The following is a 22,283-nucleotide window of genomic DNA, read 5'->3' on the forward strand; positions in this document are numbered from 1 at the left end:
TTACATTTTTCTATCCATCAGCTCATAACTAAACTGTCGAAGTTGTTCTTTTTTCTTCTCCGAAATATCCATTTGCTCCAAAATATCCAGTGCTTTTTTAGTATATTCTTTGATAAGTTGAAGCGAATCTTTTGCTGATCCTGTTTCTATAAAAAGTTCTTTAACACGCTGTATTTTAACTGTTTCGTCACTACATATGGCAGTAGAAAAAAAGTTCTCCAACTCTTCCTGCTGACTTGGCTTTCCATTAATTATTGCTTTCAGATATAAATAGGTTTTTTTATTTTCTAAAATGTCGCCACCTATGGTCTTTCCAAACGTATTTTCATCTCCAAATGCATCTAAATAATCATCCTGAAGCTGAAAAGCGATTCCCAGATTCAGTCCAAAATCATATATATTTTGTTTGTTTGTTTCGGAAGTTTGCGCCACAATAGCTCCCATTTTTAAAGCGGCTCCTACCAAAACAGCCGTCTTAAACTCAATCATTTTGATATACTCTGTCACGCTAACATCATTTCTGTTTTCAAAACAAATGTCCATTTGCTGTCCTTCACAAACTTCAATAGCTGTTTTGCTAAACAATTTAGCAAGATCTCTAAAAATTTCCGGTTCATAATGTTCAAAATACTGATAAGCCAGAATAAGCATTGCATCTCCTGACAAAATAGCAGTATTTACATCCCACTTTTCATGAACAGTCTGGTGTCCTCTTCTCAAAGAAGCATCATCCATAATATCGTCATGCATTAAAGAAAAATTGTGAAATAACTCTATTGCCGTAGCGGCATAAAGTGCTTTGTCAACAGAGGTTCCAAAAATATCGGCTGCCATTAAAGTCAAAACAGGGCGGATTTGCTTACCGCCAAGTGACAAAATATATGAAATAGGTTGATATAGTTCTTGAGGAGTGCGGTCTAACTTAATCGAATCAATATAAACAGAAACTTGATCTTTATATTTGCGTATAGATTGCATTACGTAATTTTTTTGGTAAAAATACACGTTTTTTTTGAAGAATAAGTTTTCAAACACGTTTTCGACAATTTAGCTTTCTTCTGTTTGTATAAAAAGTTCAATTAATCATTTATCTAAATTGATAAACGACTAAAAAATGATGTTTGTATGATTTTAAGATTAACCAGCTTAACTTAATGCAGAGTTACAGATATAGCAAAAAATAAAGATTAAAGGATTAGTTTAAATTGTTTGTCAGTTAGCAAAATAATAACCGATAATATACAAACTATTAATGAGCTGTAAAAATGCTGATATTCATTATGTGCCATATGCGCTGTAAATGCACCTATAGCAAAAGGAAACAAAAGGATTACGCCTGCATTTTTAAACTGAGGTTTGAATAGTCCGATTAATAAGAAAACTACCCCAGCTAATTCGCCTATACCTATACCAATTGTCCATATTTTATTAAATCCTAAACTTGACATACTTTCCATCATCGTTTTTTTCTGAAAAACTTTAAATAAAGAAGCATACCCAAATACGTATAAGTAATAAGCAAAAGCACCCCAGTGAACAATAAATTTGATTTTTTCCATTGTGATTGTGTATTTATTATTATTCAAAACTATTGACAAATCAAAAAAAATCCAAGCACTTACAAAATTGTAAGTGCTTGACTAAAAATTGTTTGTTACTATATTATTTTATTACTTTGCCTGATCGCAGACTTTAAAAACATTGAATACCATGAGAAAAGAAAACTCTTCAAATTCTATCAATGAAAAAGCCCTTCAGCGATTTTGTATCGCCTCAAAAAACCTGGCTCTATTTAGTGGAAGATGGAAATTGTCCATATTATTTCAGTTGATGGAGCAGGAAATGAGCTACTCCGATTTTAAAGTTCTTCTACCTGAAATCAGTGACAGAACTTTGTCAAAACAACTCAAAGAACTCGTGGAAAATGATTTAGTTTCTAAAGTAAAAAATAAAACCTCGTCTGTGTACGCAATTACAGCTAAAGGGCGAAAACTTGAACCTATTTTACAGCATCTTTCCGATTTTTCAAATGATTAATTAACTTAGCTACTTATTGCAATAAATTTAATCTCAAAAAAATGACGATTAAACAATTAAACATACAACAAGACTACGCTTTATTTGCAAAACAATCTCATCAAACTAGTTTTCATCGTCACTATGCTATTGAATTGGTTTTTTGCAAAAAGGGCTCTTTTGATATTTCTACAGAAACAAATACTTATAAAAATCTGTTAACAGCCCTTATCCCTTCTAATTTTCCACATCAATTTCAATGTGTAAACGCGGATTGTCAAATGCTTTTTTTAGATCCACTGTCTAATATCGGGCAATATATAACCAACACCTACCTGATAAACAGTAAAAAGGAGATTTTAATAAATCAGTCTATAGAATATCTTTTTACAGATACAGAAACCATAGTTACAAATCTCTCTAATGACTCTAAAAATAATTTTGAAATAGATTTTAGGATAGAAAATTGTCTCTCAAAAATTCAAAATACCCCGGAAAGCACAAATCTCTCTATCAAACAGCTCAGTGAATTGTCTTATCTTTCCGAAAGCCGTTTATCTCATCTTTTCAAAGAAGAAACGGGAATTTCAATCAGACAATATATTTTATGGAATAAAATACGCCTAGCTGTAGAGAAATGCAACAAAGGAAAGTCTTTAACTACAGCGGCTCATTCTGCTGGTTTTGTAGACTCTTCCCATTTTAATAAAACCTTCTTCAATATGTTTGGAAGCAGTCCTTTTTTCGCACTCAAAAGTTAGCAGATTTATACAAGTTTTACAATATTTAATTGTAGACTTTTGTTTCATAAAATTTTAAAAATATCAGATTTATGAAACTTTTCTTTTTAGTATCCGTATTTCCTCTTTTAGTTCTTTCCCCTAATCCCATTAAAAACAAAGAACTCTTAAAACGATTTTATGATGAAGTATATGTGCAATGGAACATGAAAACGGCAGATGAATTACTCTCACCTGACTTTTTATCCCATGATTGGGAAAACGATTATAAAGGAGCTAAGGGATTCCGTAAATACTATGCTGCATTTAAAAATGCTTTGCCAGATGCTAAATATATAATCAAAGATATTCTTGCAGACAGAGATAAAGTAGTCGTGCGATGGGAAATGCATGCTACCTACACAAATTCTTTTCCCGGAATTAATATACCTCCAACAGGACAACAGATAACCCTTAAAGGAATAGCTATTTATAGAATAGAAAACAATCTGCTGGCAGAGCGTTGGGTTGTTTCAGACTTATACGAATTAATAAATAACCTGAACAACCAACATTAAGAAATCTTTAACGTTAAAATTCGCTTGAGTAGCTACTTGATTTTTTGTATAGAAATTTAATTTTCACTATAAAAACAATAATAGATCTCTCAAAATCAAAATGATATTTTTATATCATTATAGTATATGTGCAAAACTATTTTTGTATAATAAATCCCACTTTTTGTATAATATATCTGTAAGGTTAAATCGGAAATTTTACATTTGTGTCAACTGCATATAAAAATTATGGATCATTGCAAGGATTTCAGTAACGGACAACTTATAAATTTCCTGACAGAAAAACGTTTTCGCCCGCTGAGGCATGCCTTTTTTTTGACTGGATTTTTCTTTCTTTTGTACGGAGGAGATGTTTTTCAGGAATTTCCTGCACCTGCTGCTTACTACGTTCTGACTATAATTTATTGTACGTTTATCGGAATGTTTTACCTCAATATGTATGTCTTGGTCCCTGTTTTTTTATTCAGAACCAGATACCTTTTGTATATATTATTCCTATTGCTTTTGGTATATACGGGAATACAAATTTTGGGGTACTTTCATGCCAACTATTTTGACGCACACAGACTTCATGAATTGAATCGCAGAAAATACTCAGAAAGCTATTATGCCATCATAATAATATGCGCTTCTCTTATTTCGGTATCCACAACCGTAAAACTTTTACAACGCTGGATTATGGACAAAGAAAGAATTACGGAATTAAAAAACCTAACGTATAGCATGGAGCTAAATGAGCTTAAAAATCAAGTCAGTCCTCATTTTCTTTTTAATATGCTGAACAATGTAAAAGCACTCATACGCACCAACCCCGAAATGGCAAGTATAGTTATCATGAAGCTGTCGGAATTTTTAAGATATCAGCTTTATGAAAACAATGGAGAAAAGACACTGTTAGCTTCTGAAATAGATTTTCTTTTAAACTTTTTAAATCTGGAAAAAATACGAAAAGACAATCTCCAGATTATTTTTGAAAACCCTATAAACCAGACGCTGCAAAACACAACTTTTATTCCGTTAGGGCTATTTACCGTATTTGTAGAAAATGCCATAAAATACAGTGTCAATACCAATGAGGAAGCAACCTATATAAAAATCGACCTGAAAGTCGAAAACAACATGCTGCACTTTAACTGCATTAATTCAAAAAGTATAGATATCCCCGTCTTTAACAACAAGAAAGGAGGTTTAGGTTTGGCAAATATTAAAAGGCGTTTAGAGCTTTTATACAACAATGAGCACAAGCTTAATATAACCTCTTCGGCTAATGAATATACTGTAAATCTAATAATTCCATTATGAACTGTATTATAATAGATGATGAACCTTTGGCAAGACAAGAGATGCAGTCTTTAATAGAAGAATTGTCTCCGTTTGAGATTCTTGGTAAGTTTTCAAATGCGATCAAAGCAGTCGAGTTCCTGCGAGATAATGAAGTAGATATTATTTTCCTAGATATAGAAATGCCCGTAGTTACCGGATTAGAATTTGCCCGGCTAATTCCCGAAAAAACACTAGTTATCTTTACTACAGCTTATCCTCAATATGCTCTTAAAAGCTACGAATTAGATGCTATTGACTATTTACTGAAACCTATTGATAAAGAGCGTCTTGAAAAAGCAATAAACAAAGCCTCTCTATACAAAAATATGCTGACAGAAAACACAGTAAAAAACACTTTTGAAGGAAACAACAGCAACTTTTTGTTTATAAAATCTGACAGAAGACATCACAAGCTCAATTATAACGATATAGTATTTGTAGAGGGGTTAAAAGATTACGTAATTATTCACACTAAAACTCAAAAATTGATAACTGCCATGAATTTAAAAACAATACATCAAAAATTAGTTTCCGATATATTTCTGCGAGTAAGCAAATCCTATGTTGTAAATATAGACTACATAGAATCATTTGATAATCACACATTATATGGCAATAATTTTGAAATTCCTCTGGGAGAAGTTTATAAAAAAGAATTCTTTAATCAGTATTATAAAAGCTAATTTTTCAATATTTAAAACAAGCTCATCCTAAGGAAACTAATCTCAAGTTAAAGTTTCCTTAATTTAAAGGAAACTTATTTTTATTTGTAGTTTCCTGTATATATTTGCCCAATAAAAATTGATATAATCGATAATTATGGAAACACAGATTTTACTGAAAGCAACAGAATTATTTTTGGAACGCGGTTTTAAAACCGTAACAATGGATGATATCGCCTCTGCATTGAGTATATCTAAAAAAACAATATACCAGCATTACGCATCAAAACCCGAATTGATAGAGAAAAGCCTGACCCGGATGAATACCCTGATTTTAGAACAACTTGAATTTACAGTAAAAAAAGGATACCCTGCTATTCAGGAATTATTTGAAGCGCATCAAAACATTCACAAAGCACTGGATATTAACATCAACGCTTCTTCGCCTTTACATGAACTAACAAAGTATTACCCTAAAATAGACCAAAAGCAAAAAAAATTCTATCAGAAAAAAGTTGTTCATTTTGTAGAAACAAACTTGGAAAAAGGAATGAGAGAAGGAGTTTTCAGATCCAATCTTGACATCGATTTTTTAGCTCGCTTTTTCATTGCCTCTAACTTTATTCTTGAAGATTTAGATTTCTTTCCCGCCAAACAATTTGACTCCCAATTATTAGATGAATTACAGATGAAATACTATATGAGGGCTATTGCTACTGAAAAAGGATTAAAAGAATTTGATCTCTTATGCAAAACACATTTTTAAAATTAAAACAACAATAAAAACAGATGAATAAATTCAAATTAACCTTATCTCTCTTCCTGATTGGATTTTTGGGCTTGGCGCAAGAAACACAGCTTACGCTAAAAGAGGCGATCGATTATGCCCTTCAAAACAAGTCCGATGCTGTAAAAGCCCGATTAGAGGTAGAAAACAGTAAATATCAAATACAGGAAGTACGAGCCAATGCTCTTCCACAAATCAACATTGTGGGAGATATAACCAATAATCCGCTGTTGCAAAAAATGGCAGTTCCGGAAGAATTCGGTGGCGGAATGATGGCTTTTGGGAAAGAATGGCAGTCTACAGCCACAGCTTCCTTATCGCAGCAATTATTTAATCAAGCTGTGTTTACAGGGCTAAAAGCAGCCAAAACTACGCGCGAATTTTATAAAATAAATGCTCAGCTAACTGAAGAGCAAGTAATCGAAAAAGTAGCTAATAGTTATTATGAGGTTTACAAAACCAAATCTCAATTAAAAACACTGGACAAAACTATTGAAAACACAACCCGCGTCAGAGATGTAATTGCTAATTTATACAATACCGGATTAGCAAAAAAAATAGACTTAGACAGAACAACCGTTTCATTAAACAATATTAAAAGTAATCGTCAGCAACTTGTTAACGCCTTAGTTTTACAAGAAAATGCATTAAAGTACCTGATAGGAATGGATATTAATACTTCCATTTCATTCCCTGAAAATACTTTTGAAGTTTCTAAAACAGCATTTGTAGACAATTATTCAGATACATCCGTGAGGACAGAAATTCAATTGCTAGAAAAACAAGGTGAATTACTTGCCTTAAACAAAAAAGCAATTCGTGCCCAAGGATATCCAAGCCTTAGTCTGGAAGCCAATTTTGGTTATTTGGGTGTAGGTGATCAGTTTCCTTGGTTTAGCAAACCTATCGACGGAACGTACTGGACCGGGTTTTCCAGCGTTGGTCTTAAATTAGTAGTACCTGTATTTAATGGCGGCTCTGTCCGAGCAAAAACAAGACAGGCGCAAATTGATATTGAAAAACTGGAAGCTGACAAAAAAGATACGCAGCTGGCAATGGATTTGGCTATGCACAATGCCGAAACACAGATAAACAACTCCATGATTACGCTAAACACTCAAAAAGAAAATGTAAATCTGGCAAAAGAAGTTTTGAGCGACATTGAAAACAATTATAAAAACGGCTTGGCTTCACTCACCGATTTATTAGATGCCGAAACCTCCTATGCCGATGCCCAAAACAGCTATACAAATGCTCTTTTAGACTATAAATTAGCAGAAATACAACTCATTAAAGCACAAGGAGAATTAAAAAAATTAATACAAGAATAACAATATCCATCTACACATAAGAATATGAAAAAAGTAATCATTACCGGCTTAGTCATCATAGCAGCATTAGCCGGAATCATCTATACCTTAAACGGCAATAAAGCAAAAAACAAAGCTGAAACAGACACAGTAGCTCAGCAAAATGCGGCAGTTGCTGTTCGTACAGAAACTGTTGAAGTAAAAGAGTTAAATACCCAATATATTACTAATGGTATCATTATTCCCAAACAGGAAGTCATGCTTTCGGCCGAAACCAGCGGACGTATTACTAAACTTTTAGTCGAAGAAGGTACTTTGGTAAAAGTAGGACAAACACTAGCAATTATTGACGGAGACAAGCAAAATGTAACTCTAACCAACGCACAAGCAGTTTACAACAATGCACAGTCTGAATACAATCGCTTTAACAGCGCTTTCTCCACTGGCGGAGTCACTCAACAGCAGCTGGAACAAGCCAAATTGCAATTAGAAAATGCCAAGAACAATTTGGAAAGCGCCCGAATTTCATTTTCTGACATCAATATAAAAGCGTCTTTTACGGGAATTGTAAACAAGCGCAACATAGAAGTGGGGTCATACGTTTCTCCCGGACAGCAGTTATTTGAAATAGTCAATGTTTCTTCTTTAAAGCTTAAAGTAAACGTTGATGAAAAAAACATCAGTACAGTAACAACAGGACAAACAGTAAAAATAGAAGTAAATGTACTGCCTAATCAGGTTTTTCAAGGCAAAGTGACTTTTATTGCTCCAAAAGCAGACAGCAATTTGAACTTTCCTATCGAACTTGAAATTGAAAATAACAGTAAAAACGAACTAAAAGCAGGTATGTATGCTACCGCCTACATCGGAAATGAAGAAAAGGCTACTGTTTTAGCCATACCTCGAACCGCATTTGTCGGCAGTGTAAGCAGCAATCAGGTTTTTGTGGTACAAGATGGCAAAGCAGTCTTAAAAACAGTTACTTCTGGCAGAAGTTTCGGAGACTATATCGAAATAGTTTCCGGACTTGAAAAAGGCATGCAAGCAATCACTTCCGGTCAGATTAATCTATTGGACGGAATGCCTGTAGAAATTATTAATTAATCACATTAATCAGTTACTTAACAGAATGAAAATAGCCGAAATATCAATAAAACGCCCCAGTATAATTATTGTACTTTTTATCATACTAACGCTGGGCGGACTCTTTTCTTATACCCAGCTCGGGTATGAACTGATACCAAAATTTGAAGTAAACGTAATTACTATACAGACTGTTTATCCGGGTGCAGCACCGTCAGAAGTGGAAAATTCAGTAACCAAAAAAATAGAAGATGCTGTGTCATCGTTAGAAAACGTGAAAAAGATTGAATCCAAATCTTTTGAAAGTGTTTCCGTAGTGATGATTACTTTAAATACCGGAGCCGATGTCAATTATCTTTTAACAGATGCGCAGCGAAAAGTAAACGCTGTCATCAACGATTTGCCTGACGACGTAGAGACTCCCTCCCTCAACAAATTCTCATTGGACGATGTTCCGATTATGAACCTTTCGGTCACCTCGCAATTATCTGAAAAAGATTTATACGATTTATTAGACCAAAAGATTCAGCCTGTTTTTGCCCGTGTAAACGGTGTGGCAAAAGTTGATATGATTGGTGGAGAAGAACGCGAAATTCAGGTGAGCATCGATCCTAAAAAATTAGAAGGATACGGTCTTAATATCCTGCAGGTTCAACAGGTTATTACAACAGCTAACTTAGACTTTCCGACAGGAAATATTAAAACCCGGGGCAGTCAGACCACCATCCGGTTGTCCGGAAAATTTACCTCAATTGACGAAATGCGGAATCTTCCGATATCTACTCCAAGCGGAATAATGATACGGTTAAAAGATATTGCCGATGTACAGGACGGAATTAAAGACGTTGAAAAAATAGCGCGTATAGATCAAAAAAACACTATTTTACTTCAGGTATTCAAGCAATCGGATGCCAATGCCGTTGCCGTGTCGGAATTAGTAAAAAAAACCATTGAAACAGTAGAAAAAGATTTTGCGGAACAAGATGTCCAAATAGTTGTGGCAAATGATACTACAGATTATACGATTAACTCCGCCAATAACGTAATGCACGATTTGATGATTGCCATTGCATTGGTAGCCTTTATCATGCTTTTCTTTTTACACAGCTTAAGAGATGCTTTTATTGCTGTTGTTGCTATCCCCTTATCGCTTATAGCTACCTTTATCGGACTAAATCTAATGGGATATACTCTTAACCTGATGTCCTTATTAGGATTATCTCTTGTGGTGGGTATTTTAGTAGATGATGCCATTGTGGTTATTGAAAACATCCATCGCCACATGCAGATGGGTAAAAATAAAGCACGTGCAGCTTTTGACGGAGCTAAAGAAATCGGTTTTACTGTTACAGCCATTACTTTAGTTATTGTAGTAGTATTTTTGCCGATTGCGGTTTCATCCGGGTTAGTATCCGACATTTTACGCCAGTTTTGTGTTACCGTAGTAATTTCCACTTTATTATCGCTTTTAGTATCCTTTACTGTTGTCCCTTGGCTGTATTCGCGTATGGGAAAATTATCGCACATCAGCAAGTACAGCTTTTTTGGAAGAATTTTACACGGATTTGAATCGGGGCTGACTGCTATCATACACTGGATCAGCGGTATTTTGGAATGGGCATTGCGCAATTGGAAAAACAAGCTGATTACGCTTGTTGTTACTGTAGTTCTATTTGCTTCGTCCTTGTCACTGGTTGGAATGGGATATATCGGTTCGGACTTTTTCCCAGGCAATGACAAAGGAGAATTTTACCTGCAAATAGAAATGAACAAAGACGCTTCTATCGAGCAAACCAACTTTATGACCCAAAAGGCAGAAGATTATCTGAAACAAAAAACCGAAATCGTAAGGATGATTACCACTGTCGGACAAGCATCTGACGGGATGATGACTACAAGCGGAACAAAATACAAATCTGAAATTCAGATTTATCTGGATAAAGCCCACAATAAAAAAGAATCTACCAAAGTATATGCTGCCAAACTTAAACGAGAGATGGAACAGGTTTTGGTAGGCGCTAAGATAAAAACTGTCGACATTGGTATTATGGGAGCCGAACAAGCGCCTATTAATCTTACAGTAGTAGCTTCTTCTCAGGAAGACGCTTTGGAATACGCAAACAAAACTGCTGATTTACTCCGTCAAATTGCAGGAGCAACCGAAGTTAAGCTGACTTCAGAAGATGGAAATCCTGAAATAAATGTAAAAGTAAATCGCGACAAAATGAATTTACTCGGTTTGGATGTAGCTACTGTCGGAGGAACTATGCAAACTGCTTTTTCCGGAAATACCGATACAAAATTCAGAGCAGATGATACCGAATACGATATTAATATTCGCTATGACGAATTTGGCAGAGGAACGATAGATGACGTAAAAAATCTTAAATTTATCAATGCACAGGGACAAACAATAAAATTAGAGCAATTTGCCGACGTATCCTATGGCTCTGGTCCTACTTTACTGGAGCGAAGAGACAAGTCTCCTGCCGTATCCGTTCAGGCTCAGGTTGTAGGAAAACCAGCCGGAACAATTGCTGCCGAGTGGGAAGCTGAATTTAACAAATTGGAATTGAAACCGGGTGTATCCTTTATTTGGGGAGGAAATATGGAAAATCAGCAGGAGGGCTTCGGAACATTGGGATATGCTTTATTAGCTTCCATTATTTTAGTATATCTGGTAATGGTTGCTCTGTATGACAACTTTGTAACTCCGTTTGTAGTCTTGTTTTCGATACCGCTTTCCTTTATCGGAGCGTTGCTGCTGCTTGCACTTTCTAATGAAACACTAAATATATTTACCATTTTAGGTATTATTATGCTTATTGGACTAGTTGCTAAAAATGCAATTATGTTAGTAGATTTTGCCAATCACCGGAAAGCAGAAGGTTTCAGTACTTATGATGCTTTGATTTCGGCCAACCACGCTCGTTTCAGACCTATCTTAATGACAACTGTGGCAATGGTAATAGGAATGGTTCCTATTGCATTGGCGCAAGGAGACGGAGCTGATATCAACAGAGGATTAGCCACAGTAATTATAGGAGGCTTAATATCTTCCTTACTGCTTACCTTGGTCATTGTTCCGGTTGTATATTCTATTTTTGACAGTCTGGGAAGAAGATTCGGAAAAGGCAAAAAAATAGACTATGCAGAATTAATGACTGAAGATTTTGTACAAAATGAGGCGTTTGTAGACGAATTGACTTCCGCTCAAAAAAATCAGGAATAACCCCTATTTAACTTTATAAAAAATGGGGCTGTCTGAGTAAGATAGTCCCATTTTATGTTCTATTTTAAAACTAATATAAGAAACACTACCTTTATTTACTTATTATTTTACAATGTCAGATTCAAAAAAACGCTATATTCAGGTTTACTCTCTAACAGATATTATTAATCGGAACTCTGATGTTTTAGTGGATCAAAGACTGGCTATTTTTGACATTGGACCACAAAACAAAAAATACTTTGTCATAGAAAAACCTTATCAGTTTACAACGATGGGACTGATTTTAATTATAGATGGAACCTGCGAAATAACGATAAATCTAGAACCCGTAACCGTTCAGAAAAATGATATGTTGATTGTTTTGCCCAATCAGTTTTTTGAAATCATAAAGTTTTCGGATGACTTTTCCGTTAAAGCTATTTTTATAGATGCAGATTTATTCATAGAAGCGGGCTTTCACATCAAATCCAACAATTTAATTGACTTCTTATCTTCCAAATATCCCAAAGTTATTTCGCTGGACAATCAGGTAACACGAGATATAAAATACCACCTCAAAAAATTGAATTTCTTAGTGATTAAAAACAACCACTTGTTTTCAAAGAATCTGGTACTGCATCATTTTTCTATTCTAATTTATGAATTAGGCAACTTTTACAATCGGGCTGTTCTGGCTCACGATACTTCAAAAGAAATAAGGAAAGAAGAATTAGCAAAAAAATTTCTGTACCTTGTTTCCACCCATTTTAAAAGACATCGGAATGTACAATATTATGCAGATGAAATGTTTATCAGTCGTAAACATCTCACTAAAATAATTACCGATGTATTTAAAAAATCTCCTAAACAAATTATAGCGGAAAGTGTCATTTTAGAAGCAAAAGTATTGCTCAAAAACCCTCAGTTTGCCATTTCAGACGTAGTTACGGCTTTAAATTTTCAGGACACATCCATATTTAGCAAATACTTTAAAAATTATACAGGTGTTTCACCTAGTGCGTTTAAAGCGGATAATTAACCTCTAATAAAACAAGCCTTCTTATTATTAATACGTCTTTTTGACATATAACTCCGTTTATTTTACTATCAAAAAGACAAAATATTTTGGAAATTTGTTTTCCAATAAATTAAGGAATCAAATAACCAAAAAGCCTTACCCTAATCAATCCATGAAATCAAATTTACAAAAACAAAGATTTGCTGCCATTTCAGCTATCGGAGGTTTTGTCCCGTACCAAAAACGTACCAATAAAGATTTAGAATTAATTTCAGACACCTCTGATGAATGGATAATAAAACGAACCGGAATAAAAGAACGCAGAATATTAGAAAACGGTTTTGCAACTTCTGACATGGCTGTAGAAGCCATAAAAAACCTAGCAGAAGTTTACCATAAAGATCTCCGTAGTGCGGAAGCACTAATTGTAGCTACTTCCACTCCGGACATGCCTATGCCTGCCACCGCAAATATTATCTGCCAAAAACTCAATCTGAATACGCTATGGGCATTTGATGTTAATTCTGCCTGTTCAGGTTTTTTATATGCCTTAGATTTAGGCGCCTCACTTATTGAAAGCGGAAGGTACCGAAATATAATTGTAGTCGGAGCGGATAAAATCAGTTCCTATGTCAATATCAAAGACAGAAACACCAATATCCTATTCGGTGATGGTGCCGGAGCTGTATGGCTAGAAGCTTCATCTGATGAAGGTATTATAGACGCCGTATTGCGAAGCAACGGCAGCGGAAAAGACTTTCTTAATATAGAAGGCGGGGGGTCTCTTTATCCCTTTTCCGATGAATCTTTTCAAGATGATAAAAAGTATATTAAGCAAGACGGTAAAATCGTATTTAAAAATGCAATTCAGGGAATGCGTGACACTTGTATTGAAGTAATGCAGAGAAACAATTTTTCTGTACAGGATATTCAATGGCTGGTTCCACACCAGGCCAATCAGCGCATTATAGATGCTGTAGGAAAAGAAATTGATATTGACCAGCACAAAACACTTACCAATATTAAGTACTATGGCAATACCATTGCAGCAACGATTCCACTGTGCATCTGGGAAAACACCACTGTATTAAACAAAGGAGATTTAATACTACTCACCGCATTTGGAGCAGGCTTTTCATGGGGTGCAAGCCTTTTGAAATGGACTATATAAAAACCTGCGGACATGAAAATTATACCTCCGCAGATTTTTACTGAAATTAATTTTTATACTTAAACAAATTTTAATCAATAAGTTCTTTGCCTTTATTTTTTAAATCGTAGTAAGAGTAAAGAAATGCTTTTTAAATAAATTCTTCAGGAATATTAATCCCTTTGTTGTTTAAATATTCTATCAATTCATTGTGCCTCTTTCGTAATTCAGAGCTGCAATCACAGGAAATAGGACATACCTCAAAGGGAGAAATCCCTAAAATTTTAGCAATATCGTTTAAAACCTCATTTTTCAATTTTGTTTTCCCACTTTCAATATCAGAATACGCTTTTTGCGTAATTCCTAATTTCATTGCAACAAACTCCTGAGATAATCCTAATTGTTTTCTGTTGTACTTGAGCTTTTTTGTATCTGGATTACAATTCATAGATAGTTTGCTCATCTTCTTTTAACAAATAAATATTTACATTATGCTATCAAAGATAATACTATTTATATACCAAACAGAATCAGAATAGTTAAACTTATCTTTTAGTTATCTCCCGGTTAAAACCAAAAACTTTCAAAATAAAGCGGCTTACTACAACCACGAAGACACACTTTGCTGTTTTTTTGTCAATACAAACTGTAACAAAAACAAATTTTTAAAGTCATATAGAATAGAGTTACAATTAATACTATAGCAAAATGAAATTTTTTTATTGCCTTGTCACCTTACTCTTTAGTTCTGCAATTGCTTTTGCACAATATCTGGTAACGGGCAGTATAGTGGATCAGGATAATAATCCCGTTGCTTTTGCCGAAGTATATCTTCTCGATACTGACGGAGCACTTGCTGCTCAGAATTTTTCTGATGAAAAAGGAATATTTTTATTTGAAAACGTTAAAGGCAACTCTTATCGATTTCAATTATACAGTTACGGAATTCTGCAAGTTGACCAGACCGTAAATGTTACATCCGATACAAATCTTGGAAAGATGGCAATTAAAAACTCTACCCTGTTGAATGAAATTGTCCTCACCAGCCCTAAAAAAATATTTGAACGAAAAATAGACAGAACGGTTTTTAATGTTGAAAATGCTGTTACCACTTTAAACAGTGATGCTTTAGAAACCTTAAAAATGGCTCCCGGATTAAAGATAGATAACGAAAGCATCTCAATTATCGGAAAAAATAATGTCAGAATCTTAATCAATGATCGCTTTGTGCAAATGTCCGGCGAAGATTTGATTAACTATCTGAAATCTATACCTGCAAACAATATTCAAAAAATAGAAATTATAACAGCTCCTCCGGCAAAATATGAAGCAGAAGGAAACAGCGGATTAGTAAATATTGTTTTAAAGTCTTCTAAAATCAATGCGTGGAGCAATAAAATTGAAGCAACGAAAATTCAGGCAGACCGAGCATATTGGCGATTGGGAAACCTGTTTAATTACAACAAAGACAAAATCTCGCTAAGCATCAATATAAACGGAAATATCGGTAAAAGCAATTCGATCGAAAAATTGGATATATTTTATCCTCAGGGATTGTGGTCTTTAAAAAATATAGCTACTCGAAATGAAGACAAAATTGCAGCAACTGCTCAGTTTGATTATCGTTTTAACGATAAGACTACGGTTGGAATTCAGTATATAGGCAACAGTAAAAAACCATCTGATACAGATGTTGTGTATACAGATATTTACGATGGTAAGAATATCGATTATTACACAAATACTTTTGGAAAAAAGAAGGAATACACAAAGAGCAATGCTTTAAATGCTCATTTACTGCATCAATTTGACTCTCTCGGCACAAAAATAGCTGTTGATGTAGATTATTTTGAATACCGCAATGATAAAAACAGAACTTTTATCACTATTCCTGAATTTTTAAACGGAGAGTCTGGCGAGCCTTTTTCTGCGGCGAACTTTGGTAAACAAGATATTGACAATTTCAGCGCTAAAATAGATATCGATCAGCCACTTAAATGGTTTAGTCTTTCGTATGGAGGAAAATTGAGTGTTACCACAACCAACAACAAGACCAATTACTTTGATTTAAATCAGAATTTTCCGGTTGAAGACCTCAGTCAGCGAGATAATTTTGAATACAAAGAGAATACGCAGGCACTTTATATGAGCGCACAAAAATCTCTATCGGAGAAATGGCAGATACAAGCAGGACTGAGACTTGAAAATACCCAAACAACCGGAAATTCCAGAATATATAAAACTTCAAACAAAAAAGAATACGTACAATTATTCCCGTCAGTATATATTGGTTATGCCCCTACCGAAAATCACTCTTTATCTGCAAGTTATAACAAACGGATTGCCAGGCCCTCATTTTGGGAACTCAATCCTTTCCGATGGTATATTAATCAATTTAGCTATGCGGAAGGAAATCCTGCTCTACAGCCTGCATTTACCGATAATTTTGAATTATCACATACCTATCAGGGAAAATTAATTACATCAGTGTCTCTTTCAAAAACCAAAGAGAATTTTGCTCAATATCCCACTATTGATTCAGAAAATAACACCCAGATTTACTTGAGAGACAATATCTTTAATACCACTGACATAACGCTATCGGAAACTTATATTTTAGATGCTTTTCACTTCCTGCAATCTCAAACAACGGCTACTCTTTTTTACAAAGACATGTCTCTGTTAAAGGATATTGACATCCCTGCAAATAATGGAACAGGAATCTACATAACCACTGATAATACTTTTTCTTTCAATCCGGAAAAAACAATACAGGCTCAGCTTAACTTTTGGTATCAGTCTCCTGTAAAGTTTCAGATCTATGATCTTGGTGAGTCATATGCAGTTAACCTCGGTTTTAAATATGCTCTCTTGAATAAAAAACTGCAGCTGTCTGTTTACGCAAATGATATTTTAAAAACAAGCTCTCCTTCTATTAAAACAAATACCAATAACGTAGATCAAATTTATAATATGTATTACGACAATCGCTATATAAGAGTGGGATTAACTTTTTCTTTTGGCAACGAAAGCATTAAAGTTAAACAGCACGATGGAAGTAATACAGAAGAAAAAAACAGAAGTTAAATTTTGAATACCGTTTTCTGTAAATTATTAATATATTGTAACTGATTAATACCAGCCTTATTTTATGAAATTCCCATTATACATTATTTTTATTCTGAGTTTTATCTGCCAAAATATATCCGCCCAAAATACATTGAAAGGAAAACTTCAAAACGACCAACAAAGCGCTTTAGATTTTGCTGAATTGCATTTATTGCAAAAAGAAAACCTGATTAAACAAACTTTTTCTGACGAAGAAGGAACTTTTATCATTTCGGACATTCCTTCGGGAGAGTATGTACTCAATATCCTTTATGTGGGGCAACATGTTCTGCAAAAGGAAATTCATATTGATAAAGACTTAGATTTAGGTACTCTTTTCTTGAATACGAATACTCAATTAGGAGAAATCGTAGTAAAAGCAGAAAAAAAACTAATTGAACGCAAGGTAGACCGGCTGGTTTTCAATACCGCTAACAGTATATCGGCGCAGGGAATGGACGCTATGGAAGCATTATCCAATACGCCTATGGTAAAAGTACAAAACGATAAAATTAGTATTGTTGGCAAAAGCAACGTCACCATAATGATAAACGACAAGATCCTCTACCTCAACGGAGATGCACTGACAAGCTACCTCAAAACGCTTCGTTCGGACGACATCGAAAAGATTGAAGTAATTACTGCTCCGCCAGCAAAATATGAAGCTTCAGGAAACAGCGGTTTGATTAATATTGTGCTCAAAAAAGATAAAACAAAAGGAATGTACGGAACAGCAGGGACTTCTTTTGCATACAACGATAAAACGTCTTACGGCATTAATGGAAATATAAATTATCAAACACAAAAATGGAATTTATCCTTAAAAGCAAACGGATATGACGGCAGATTTCAGTCTAACAATAATTTTGTATATATAGGAAACGAAAATGGACTAGATGCCAAAGCAATGAACGATGGCTTATATCGGTCGGGCAGTATAAACCTTACAACTAATTATCAATGGACAGACAGAGCTTTGGTTGGAGTAAGTTACGACTATACCCATGCCAAAAACGACATCAATACCTACGGAAAAACCGATTATTTCTCTGTTCCTTCCATGGCTGTGGATTCTGTCTTAACTTCGCTCAACCACGGAGATACTCAGAATAGCTATCACACCCTTAATCTATTTTACGATCAGGAATTTGATACTTTGGGCAATAAACTGGCAATGGGTGTCAATTATTTTACCAATCAATCTGACAAATTTTCGCAAGTACACGATTTCAGCACGCTGAGCCAACTCAAAAACGAAATGCATTATACTAACGAACTCAGCTATAATGTTTGGAGTGCAAATGCAGATCTCAATTATGATTTAAAGTGGATTACTGTGGAAACGGGAGCTAAATATACCCGATTTGACAACAAAGCAAAAGTATTTTATTATGATATTGTGAATCAGCAGAAAGTTTTTGATTCGGAAAAAAGCAATCGATTTAACTATTTTGAAAATAATTATGCAGGCTATATCAGTTTAAGTAAGCAGCTAAGCGACAAATGGCAGATAAAGGCCGGCATGCGGTTTGAACAAACAGAAGTAAAAGGACATTTACTGGATACAGGCGAAAAATTCAAAAAATCTTATCATCAATGGTTTCCTACCGCTTATATTTCATATGATCCAAATGAGACGCATTCTTTTAGCGCAAATTACTCCAAACGCATTAACAGACCTTATTCCAGCATATTAAACCCATTTCGGTTTTATTCAGATACTTACTCCTATAACAGTGGAAATCCGGAACTCAATCCTTCCTTTACCAATAGTTTTGAACTGAATTATGTATACAACAGCGTATTGTCTTTTACGTTTAACTATTATCACGTTTCCGACTCTTTCGATCAGATAAGCTCTTTCATTGACGGATATTATATTGACACATGGTATAATATGCTCAACAGTGATAACTACGGATTTGATATTTCATACAATGATAAGTTTGTATCTTGGTGGGAAACCAACACCGGAACAGACTTTTATTATTCAGTTCCTTATTATCCTGCCGATGCTACTCAAATTGGTCGAAAAGGCTCTACCCTGAGTTATTACTCGCAAAACACATTTAACCTGAATGAAAACAAAACCTTGAAACTTTTTTTAAACTGGTATCACATGCTTCCCAATAGAGAAGACAACACAAAATATGATGCCTACAAAACTTTGTCAACTGGCATGCGGTTGAACTTCCTCGACAATAACTTAAACGTAAACCTAACCTTATTTGATATTCTCAACACCGGAAAAAATGCGGGAACGATGTATTATACGGATAACACCCAAACCTTTAGCAACAGTTGGAATTCAAGAAGATTTTCAATAAGTGCTACCTTTAAATTTGGAAATAATACCCATAAAAAGAGTATAAAGGAAGCCAACTTTGAAGACAAAAGTCGAAGCAGTTAATCTTTTTAAGCTTTTAAGCTAAACGTAACTCTTTTTTCTTGCTCGTATTGAGCCGAAACCACTTTGTTTTTAAAGTCCCAAGAGGGTTGTTTCAATATACAATTATTCCTACCACACCAGCAATAGTAAGAATCAATATGGGATGAATTTTATACTTTATGGAAGCTATTAATGTAGCCCCAAACAATATTGGACTTAAATAATCTATAAAATTTTCTCCATTGGTAAGGGATAAAGCAGCCAGTGCAATCAAGGAGACACTCAAAGGCTTTATTCCAGACATGGCATAGCCAAAATATCTGCTATTTCTAAACTTGATAAAAAAATACGAAATAATCACAATCATAATAAACGACGGCAAACACAGAGCCAGCGTAGCTACTATTGCGCCAAGAACTCCCATCGATGGTGAATATCCTGAATAAATCATGGCATTATATCCGGCATAAGTGGCTGTATTAATGCCTATGGGGCCGGGGGTCATTTGTGAAACAGCGACTAAATCGGTAAACTCCTGCTTAGTCATCCAGTTATTTCTTTCGACTACTTCTTCCTGTATCAGAGACAACATCGCATATCCGCCACCAAATCCAAAAACACCTATTTTTGTAAAAACCCAAAATAATTTATAAAATATCACCCTCGTTTACTGTTTTTGCATTACACTTTGATAGATTATCCCTCCAATGCACCCTCCAATTACAATCCAAATAGGAGAAACCTGAAACCCCCACATAAGCATCAAGGCTATAAAAGGAAGAAGTAAGGTACGTACAGTCATCTTGTTGATTTTTATTGCTGAATAACAAGGTGCTGCAATTAAACCTACCACAACAGGACGCAACGCTTTAAATGCCTTATCTACATATAAATTATCCTGAAACCGACTGAAAAACATAGCTATTAAAATAATAATTACAAAAGGAGCAATAATTGTCCCTAAAGCCGAGACTATTGCCCCTTTCATTCCGCTTATTTTATAACCGACCAAAGCCGCTATATTAGTAGCAAAAACGCCGGGTAAAGATTCAGTTATTGCCAGTAATTCGTAGAACTCCTCATAGGTTAGCCATCCTCTTGAAACAATCTCGTTTTCAATGAGAGGAATAACAGCATAACCGCCTCCAATTGTAAAAAGACCTATTTTGGTAAACAGTAAAAATAATTTAAGCATATTTCCAGTATTTCTCTCCTTTCTCAGAGTATAATGGTTAAATTCAAAAATAATCAATTACAATAAAAGAGCCTAAAATATAGCATCCTAAAAACTTTTGTTATTCATTTATTTTTACTGTTCAATTCACTTTTTTTTCGTTATTTTGCGAGTTTTATATGCATTTTTGACTTAAAAAGCCTTTCTGAATTTAAAAATGATTACAAAAATACAAATCAAATTAAATAATGATATTTTGCCTGCTGTTATTCAAGTGCTTGAGCATACGAAAAACCAAAAAACAGATACGCTTCAACTTGCTGTATTAAACAGCATTAGAGCTGATTTACTCATTAAATTTGAAGAAAAAACTAAAAATATCCAAAAGCAGATTTCCATATTGGATCACAATAAAAAACACAATTTTGTTTTAAAATACCATGAAGCTTATGCATTGCACCAGTTTATAAGCCAAGCTTTATCAATTAAAAACCAACAAGATAATCCGCACTTTAAAAAGTTAGGAAGACTTGTTGCAGAACTTCACGGAAAAGTTTTTGTCTTTGCAAAAGAAAAAGAAAATGTTACGTTAGAACGTGAAGCAGAAGCTGCACAAGGACAAACCAGCCTGTTTTAATTACAGATTTCATGCCTACTGTTTTAAGCAGAAACTTCCTACTTCGTCATTTTTAACAGATTGCTTGTTCTAGTTCTCTTGTAAAATTGTTATTCTTATTGCGGTTGTCAAATTGTTTTGCTATTTCAAAACCTGAATTCACAAAGTACTGATATAGCTGTTTTAAATCGTATTCACCACTTTTCTGATAATAAGGCAAAGAAGCCGACAAATTCAGCTGTACTGTTCCTCCTTCTTTCATGATTGAAGCCATATATTTATAAAAGTTATAGCGATGAATATCTTCCGCTTCTATCTCCCAATCTGCTACTTTTTCAAAAAACTTCCATTTGTCAGGATGATCGGTTTGATGCATGTATGATAATAGTAATCCCATAGAATACCCTACAGAACTGTCGTATTGATTGTGAGCGTTGTACTCTTCAATAGCTTTTTCAAAAAAGTGGGCTGCTTTTTCCGGTTTTTTTTTCAATAAGTGATGAGACAAACTACAAAAGGTTTGAAACGGCATCGAATAGCAGGTTAGTTTCTTATTAATTAAATCTCCTGCTTTTATCAAAGCTTCATCCGTCATTCCCTGAAACATCAAAATTTCAACTTTGGTATCCAGTTCACATGCCGGACAATTCGTCATTTCGTCTACCAGTTCAGCATCTGCCAAATCTGCATATTTCTGAGCTTGTTTATAATCTCTAAGATGTAGTGCCAAACCGGTCATCACATTGTAATACGCTCGTTTGCTGTAACCGTTTTTTTCTAATCGGCGATTGAGATCTTCCCCTATTTCAAGTATTTGTTCCATCGAAACGGAAGCATTGCGATAGGCAGAACAAAACATCCATTTGTATTCCCACAAAAACTCAGACTCGTTAAAGTAATCTTCATTCGTATCACTTGCATTTAATATCCACGCAAAAGCAGGAAAACTTTCTTTACATTTAGACGTATTTCGCTCTTGCTGAATAAGATTCAGCCTCAGGTCAAATCCCCAATCTATATCGTTGTGCTGGTCAGCTATATGGATTGCCTCTTTCAAAATTACTATTTTATCATGAAAGCTTTTTAACTCATCCAGTTTTAAAAGTCTTTTTTGTATTTCTAAATTATAATTCATTTTT

General features: G+C 34.5%; 20 protein-coding genes. 14 read left to right on the forward strand and 6 right to left on the reverse strand.

The features are described 5' to 3' along the window. On the reverse strand, positions 1-978 hold the full coding sequence (locus C8P70_RS04765; protein WP_133712194.1) for a polyprenyl synthetase family protein: 978 nt from the start codon (positions 976-978) through the stop codon (positions 1-3). A gap of 209 nt (positions 979-1,187) precedes the next feature. Next, positions 1,188-1,559: a DoxX family protein gene (locus tag C8P70_RS04770; protein ID WP_133712195.1), complete on the reverse strand. Its 372-nt coding sequence runs from the start codon at positions 1,557-1,559 to the stop codon at positions 1,188-1,190. A gap of 151 nt (positions 1,560-1,710) precedes the next feature. On the opposite strand from C8P70_RS04770, the gene C8P70_RS04775 reads away from it, so the two are divergent. The 11 genes from C8P70_RS04775 (at position 1,711) to C8P70_RS04825 (ending at position 13,878) form a co-directional block, all read left to right on the forward strand. Then, positions 1,711-2,037 (forward strand): winged helix-turn-helix transcriptional regulator, encoded by a 327-nt coding sequence (locus C8P70_RS04775; RefSeq protein ID WP_133712196.1) that lies wholly within the window; start codon positions 1,711-1,713, stop codon positions 2,035-2,037. Between the two features lie 41 nt (positions 2,038-2,078). Further along, positions 2,079-2,777 (forward strand): helix-turn-helix domain-containing protein, encoded by a 699-nt coding sequence (locus tag C8P70_RS04780; protein ID WP_133712197.1) that lies wholly within the window; start codon positions 2,079-2,081, stop codon positions 2,775-2,777. Positions 2,778-2,848: 71 nt separating this feature from the next. After that, entirely contained in the window at positions 2,849-3,313 is a 465-nt protein-coding gene (locus C8P70_RS04785; protein ID WP_133712198.1) for an ester cyclase, read from the forward strand. A 228-nt stretch (positions 3,314-3,541) separates the two neighbouring features. Beyond that, positions 3,542-4,615, forward strand: a complete 1,074-nt coding sequence (locus tag C8P70_RS04790) for a sensor histidine kinase (RefSeq protein WP_133712199.1) — start codon at positions 3,542-3,544, stop codon at positions 4,613-4,615. Continuing rightward, on the forward strand, positions 4,612-5,319 hold the full coding sequence (locus tag C8P70_RS04795; RefSeq protein ID WP_133712200.1) for a LytR/AlgR family response regulator transcription factor: 708 nt from the start codon (positions 4,612-4,614) through the stop codon (positions 5,317-5,319). Before C8P70_RS04790 ends, C8P70_RS04795 begins: the two co-directional genes overlap by 4 nt. A gap of 136 nt (positions 5,320-5,455) precedes the next feature. Next, positions 5,456-6,064 (forward strand): TetR/AcrR family transcriptional regulator, encoded by a 609-nt coding sequence (locus C8P70_RS04800; RefSeq protein WP_133712201.1) that lies wholly within the window; start codon positions 5,456-5,458, stop codon positions 6,062-6,064. Positions 6,065-6,087: 23 nt separating this feature from the next. Beyond that, positions 6,088-7,416 carry a TolC family protein gene (locus C8P70_RS04805; protein WP_133712202.1) on the forward strand — a complete coding sequence of 443 codons (1,329 nt, stop codon included), beginning with the start codon at positions 6,088-6,090 and terminating at the stop codon, positions 7,414-7,416. A gap of 24 nt (positions 7,417-7,440) precedes the next feature. Then, positions 7,441-8,499, forward strand: coding sequence for an efflux RND transporter periplasmic adaptor subunit (locus C8P70_RS04810; protein ID WP_133712203.1), 1,059 nt, complete (start codon positions 7,441-7,443; stop codon positions 8,497-8,499). 25 nt (positions 8,500-8,524) lie between these two features. Beyond that, on the forward strand, positions 8,525-11,710 hold the full coding sequence (locus C8P70_RS04815) for an efflux RND transporter permease subunit (protein ID WP_133712204.1): 3,186 nt from the start codon (positions 8,525-8,527) through the stop codon (positions 11,708-11,710). 112 nt (positions 11,711-11,822) lie between these two features. Continuing rightward, the gene (locus tag C8P70_RS04820; protein WP_133712205.1) at positions 11,823-12,728 is read left to right on the forward strand and encodes a helix-turn-helix domain-containing protein; all 906 of its coding nucleotides are present in this window, start codon (positions 11,823-11,825) and stop codon (positions 12,726-12,728) included. A gap of 151 nt (positions 12,729-12,879) precedes the next feature. Then, positions 12,880-13,878 carry a beta-ketoacyl-ACP synthase III gene (locus C8P70_RS04825; RefSeq protein WP_133712206.1) on the forward strand — a complete coding sequence of 333 codons (999 nt, stop codon included), beginning with the start codon at positions 12,880-12,882 and terminating at the stop codon, positions 13,876-13,878. A gap of 130 nt (positions 13,879-14,008) precedes the next feature. Here C8P70_RS04825 and C8P70_RS04830 read toward each other — a convergent pair whose 3' ends face one another. After that, complete coding sequence (locus C8P70_RS04830) at positions 14,009-14,320, reverse strand: helix-turn-helix domain-containing protein (protein WP_133712207.1); 312 nt, start codon at positions 14,318-14,320, stop codon at positions 14,009-14,011. 245 nt (positions 14,321-14,565) lie between these two features. Between C8P70_RS04830 and C8P70_RS04835 the strand changes: the two genes are divergently transcribed. Beyond that, positions 14,566-16,944, forward strand: a complete 2,379-nt coding sequence (locus C8P70_RS04835; RefSeq protein ID WP_133712208.1) for a TonB-dependent receptor — start codon at positions 14,566-14,568, stop codon at positions 16,942-16,944. A 64-nt stretch (positions 16,945-17,008) separates the two neighbouring features. After that, positions 17,009-19,375 carry an outer membrane beta-barrel family protein gene (locus tag C8P70_RS04840; RefSeq protein WP_133712209.1) on the forward strand — a complete coding sequence of 789 codons (2,367 nt, stop codon included), beginning with the start codon at positions 17,009-17,011 and terminating at the stop codon, positions 19,373-19,375. 91 nt (positions 19,376-19,466) lie between these two features. Here the strand turns inward: C8P70_RS04840 and C8P70_RS04845 are convergent, their stop codons facing one another. Together C8P70_RS04845 and C8P70_RS04850 are read right to left on the reverse strand one after the other, a co-directional pair. After that, on the reverse strand, positions 19,467-20,015 hold the full coding sequence (locus C8P70_RS04845) for a chromate transporter (protein WP_133712210.1): 549 nt from the start codon (positions 20,013-20,015) through the stop codon (positions 19,467-19,469). A gap of 6 nt (positions 20,016-20,021) precedes the next feature. Continuing rightward, a complete protein-coding gene (locus C8P70_RS04850; protein WP_133712211.1) occupies positions 20,022-20,549 on the reverse strand; it encodes a chromate transporter in 528 nt (175 codons plus the stop codon). A gap of 196 nt (positions 20,550-20,745) precedes the next feature. On the opposite strand from C8P70_RS04850, the gene C8P70_RS04855 reads away from it, so the two are divergent. Beyond that, a complete protein-coding gene (locus C8P70_RS04855) occupies positions 20,746-21,165 on the forward strand; it encodes a hypothetical protein (protein WP_133712212.1) in 420 nt (139 codons plus the stop codon). A gap of 52 nt (positions 21,166-21,217) precedes the next feature. Here C8P70_RS04855 and C8P70_RS04860 read toward each other — a convergent pair whose 3' ends face one another. Beyond that, entirely contained in the window at positions 21,218-22,279 is a 1,062-nt protein-coding gene (locus tag C8P70_RS04860; protein WP_133712213.1) for a hypothetical protein, read from the reverse strand. Positions 22,280-22,283: the final 4 nt, after the last annotated feature.

It is taken from the genome of Myroides indicus (genome assembly GCF_004364575.1).
Lineage (GTDB): Bacteria > Bacteroidota > Bacteroidia > Flavobacteriales > Flavobacteriaceae > Flavobacterium > Flavobacterium indicum_A.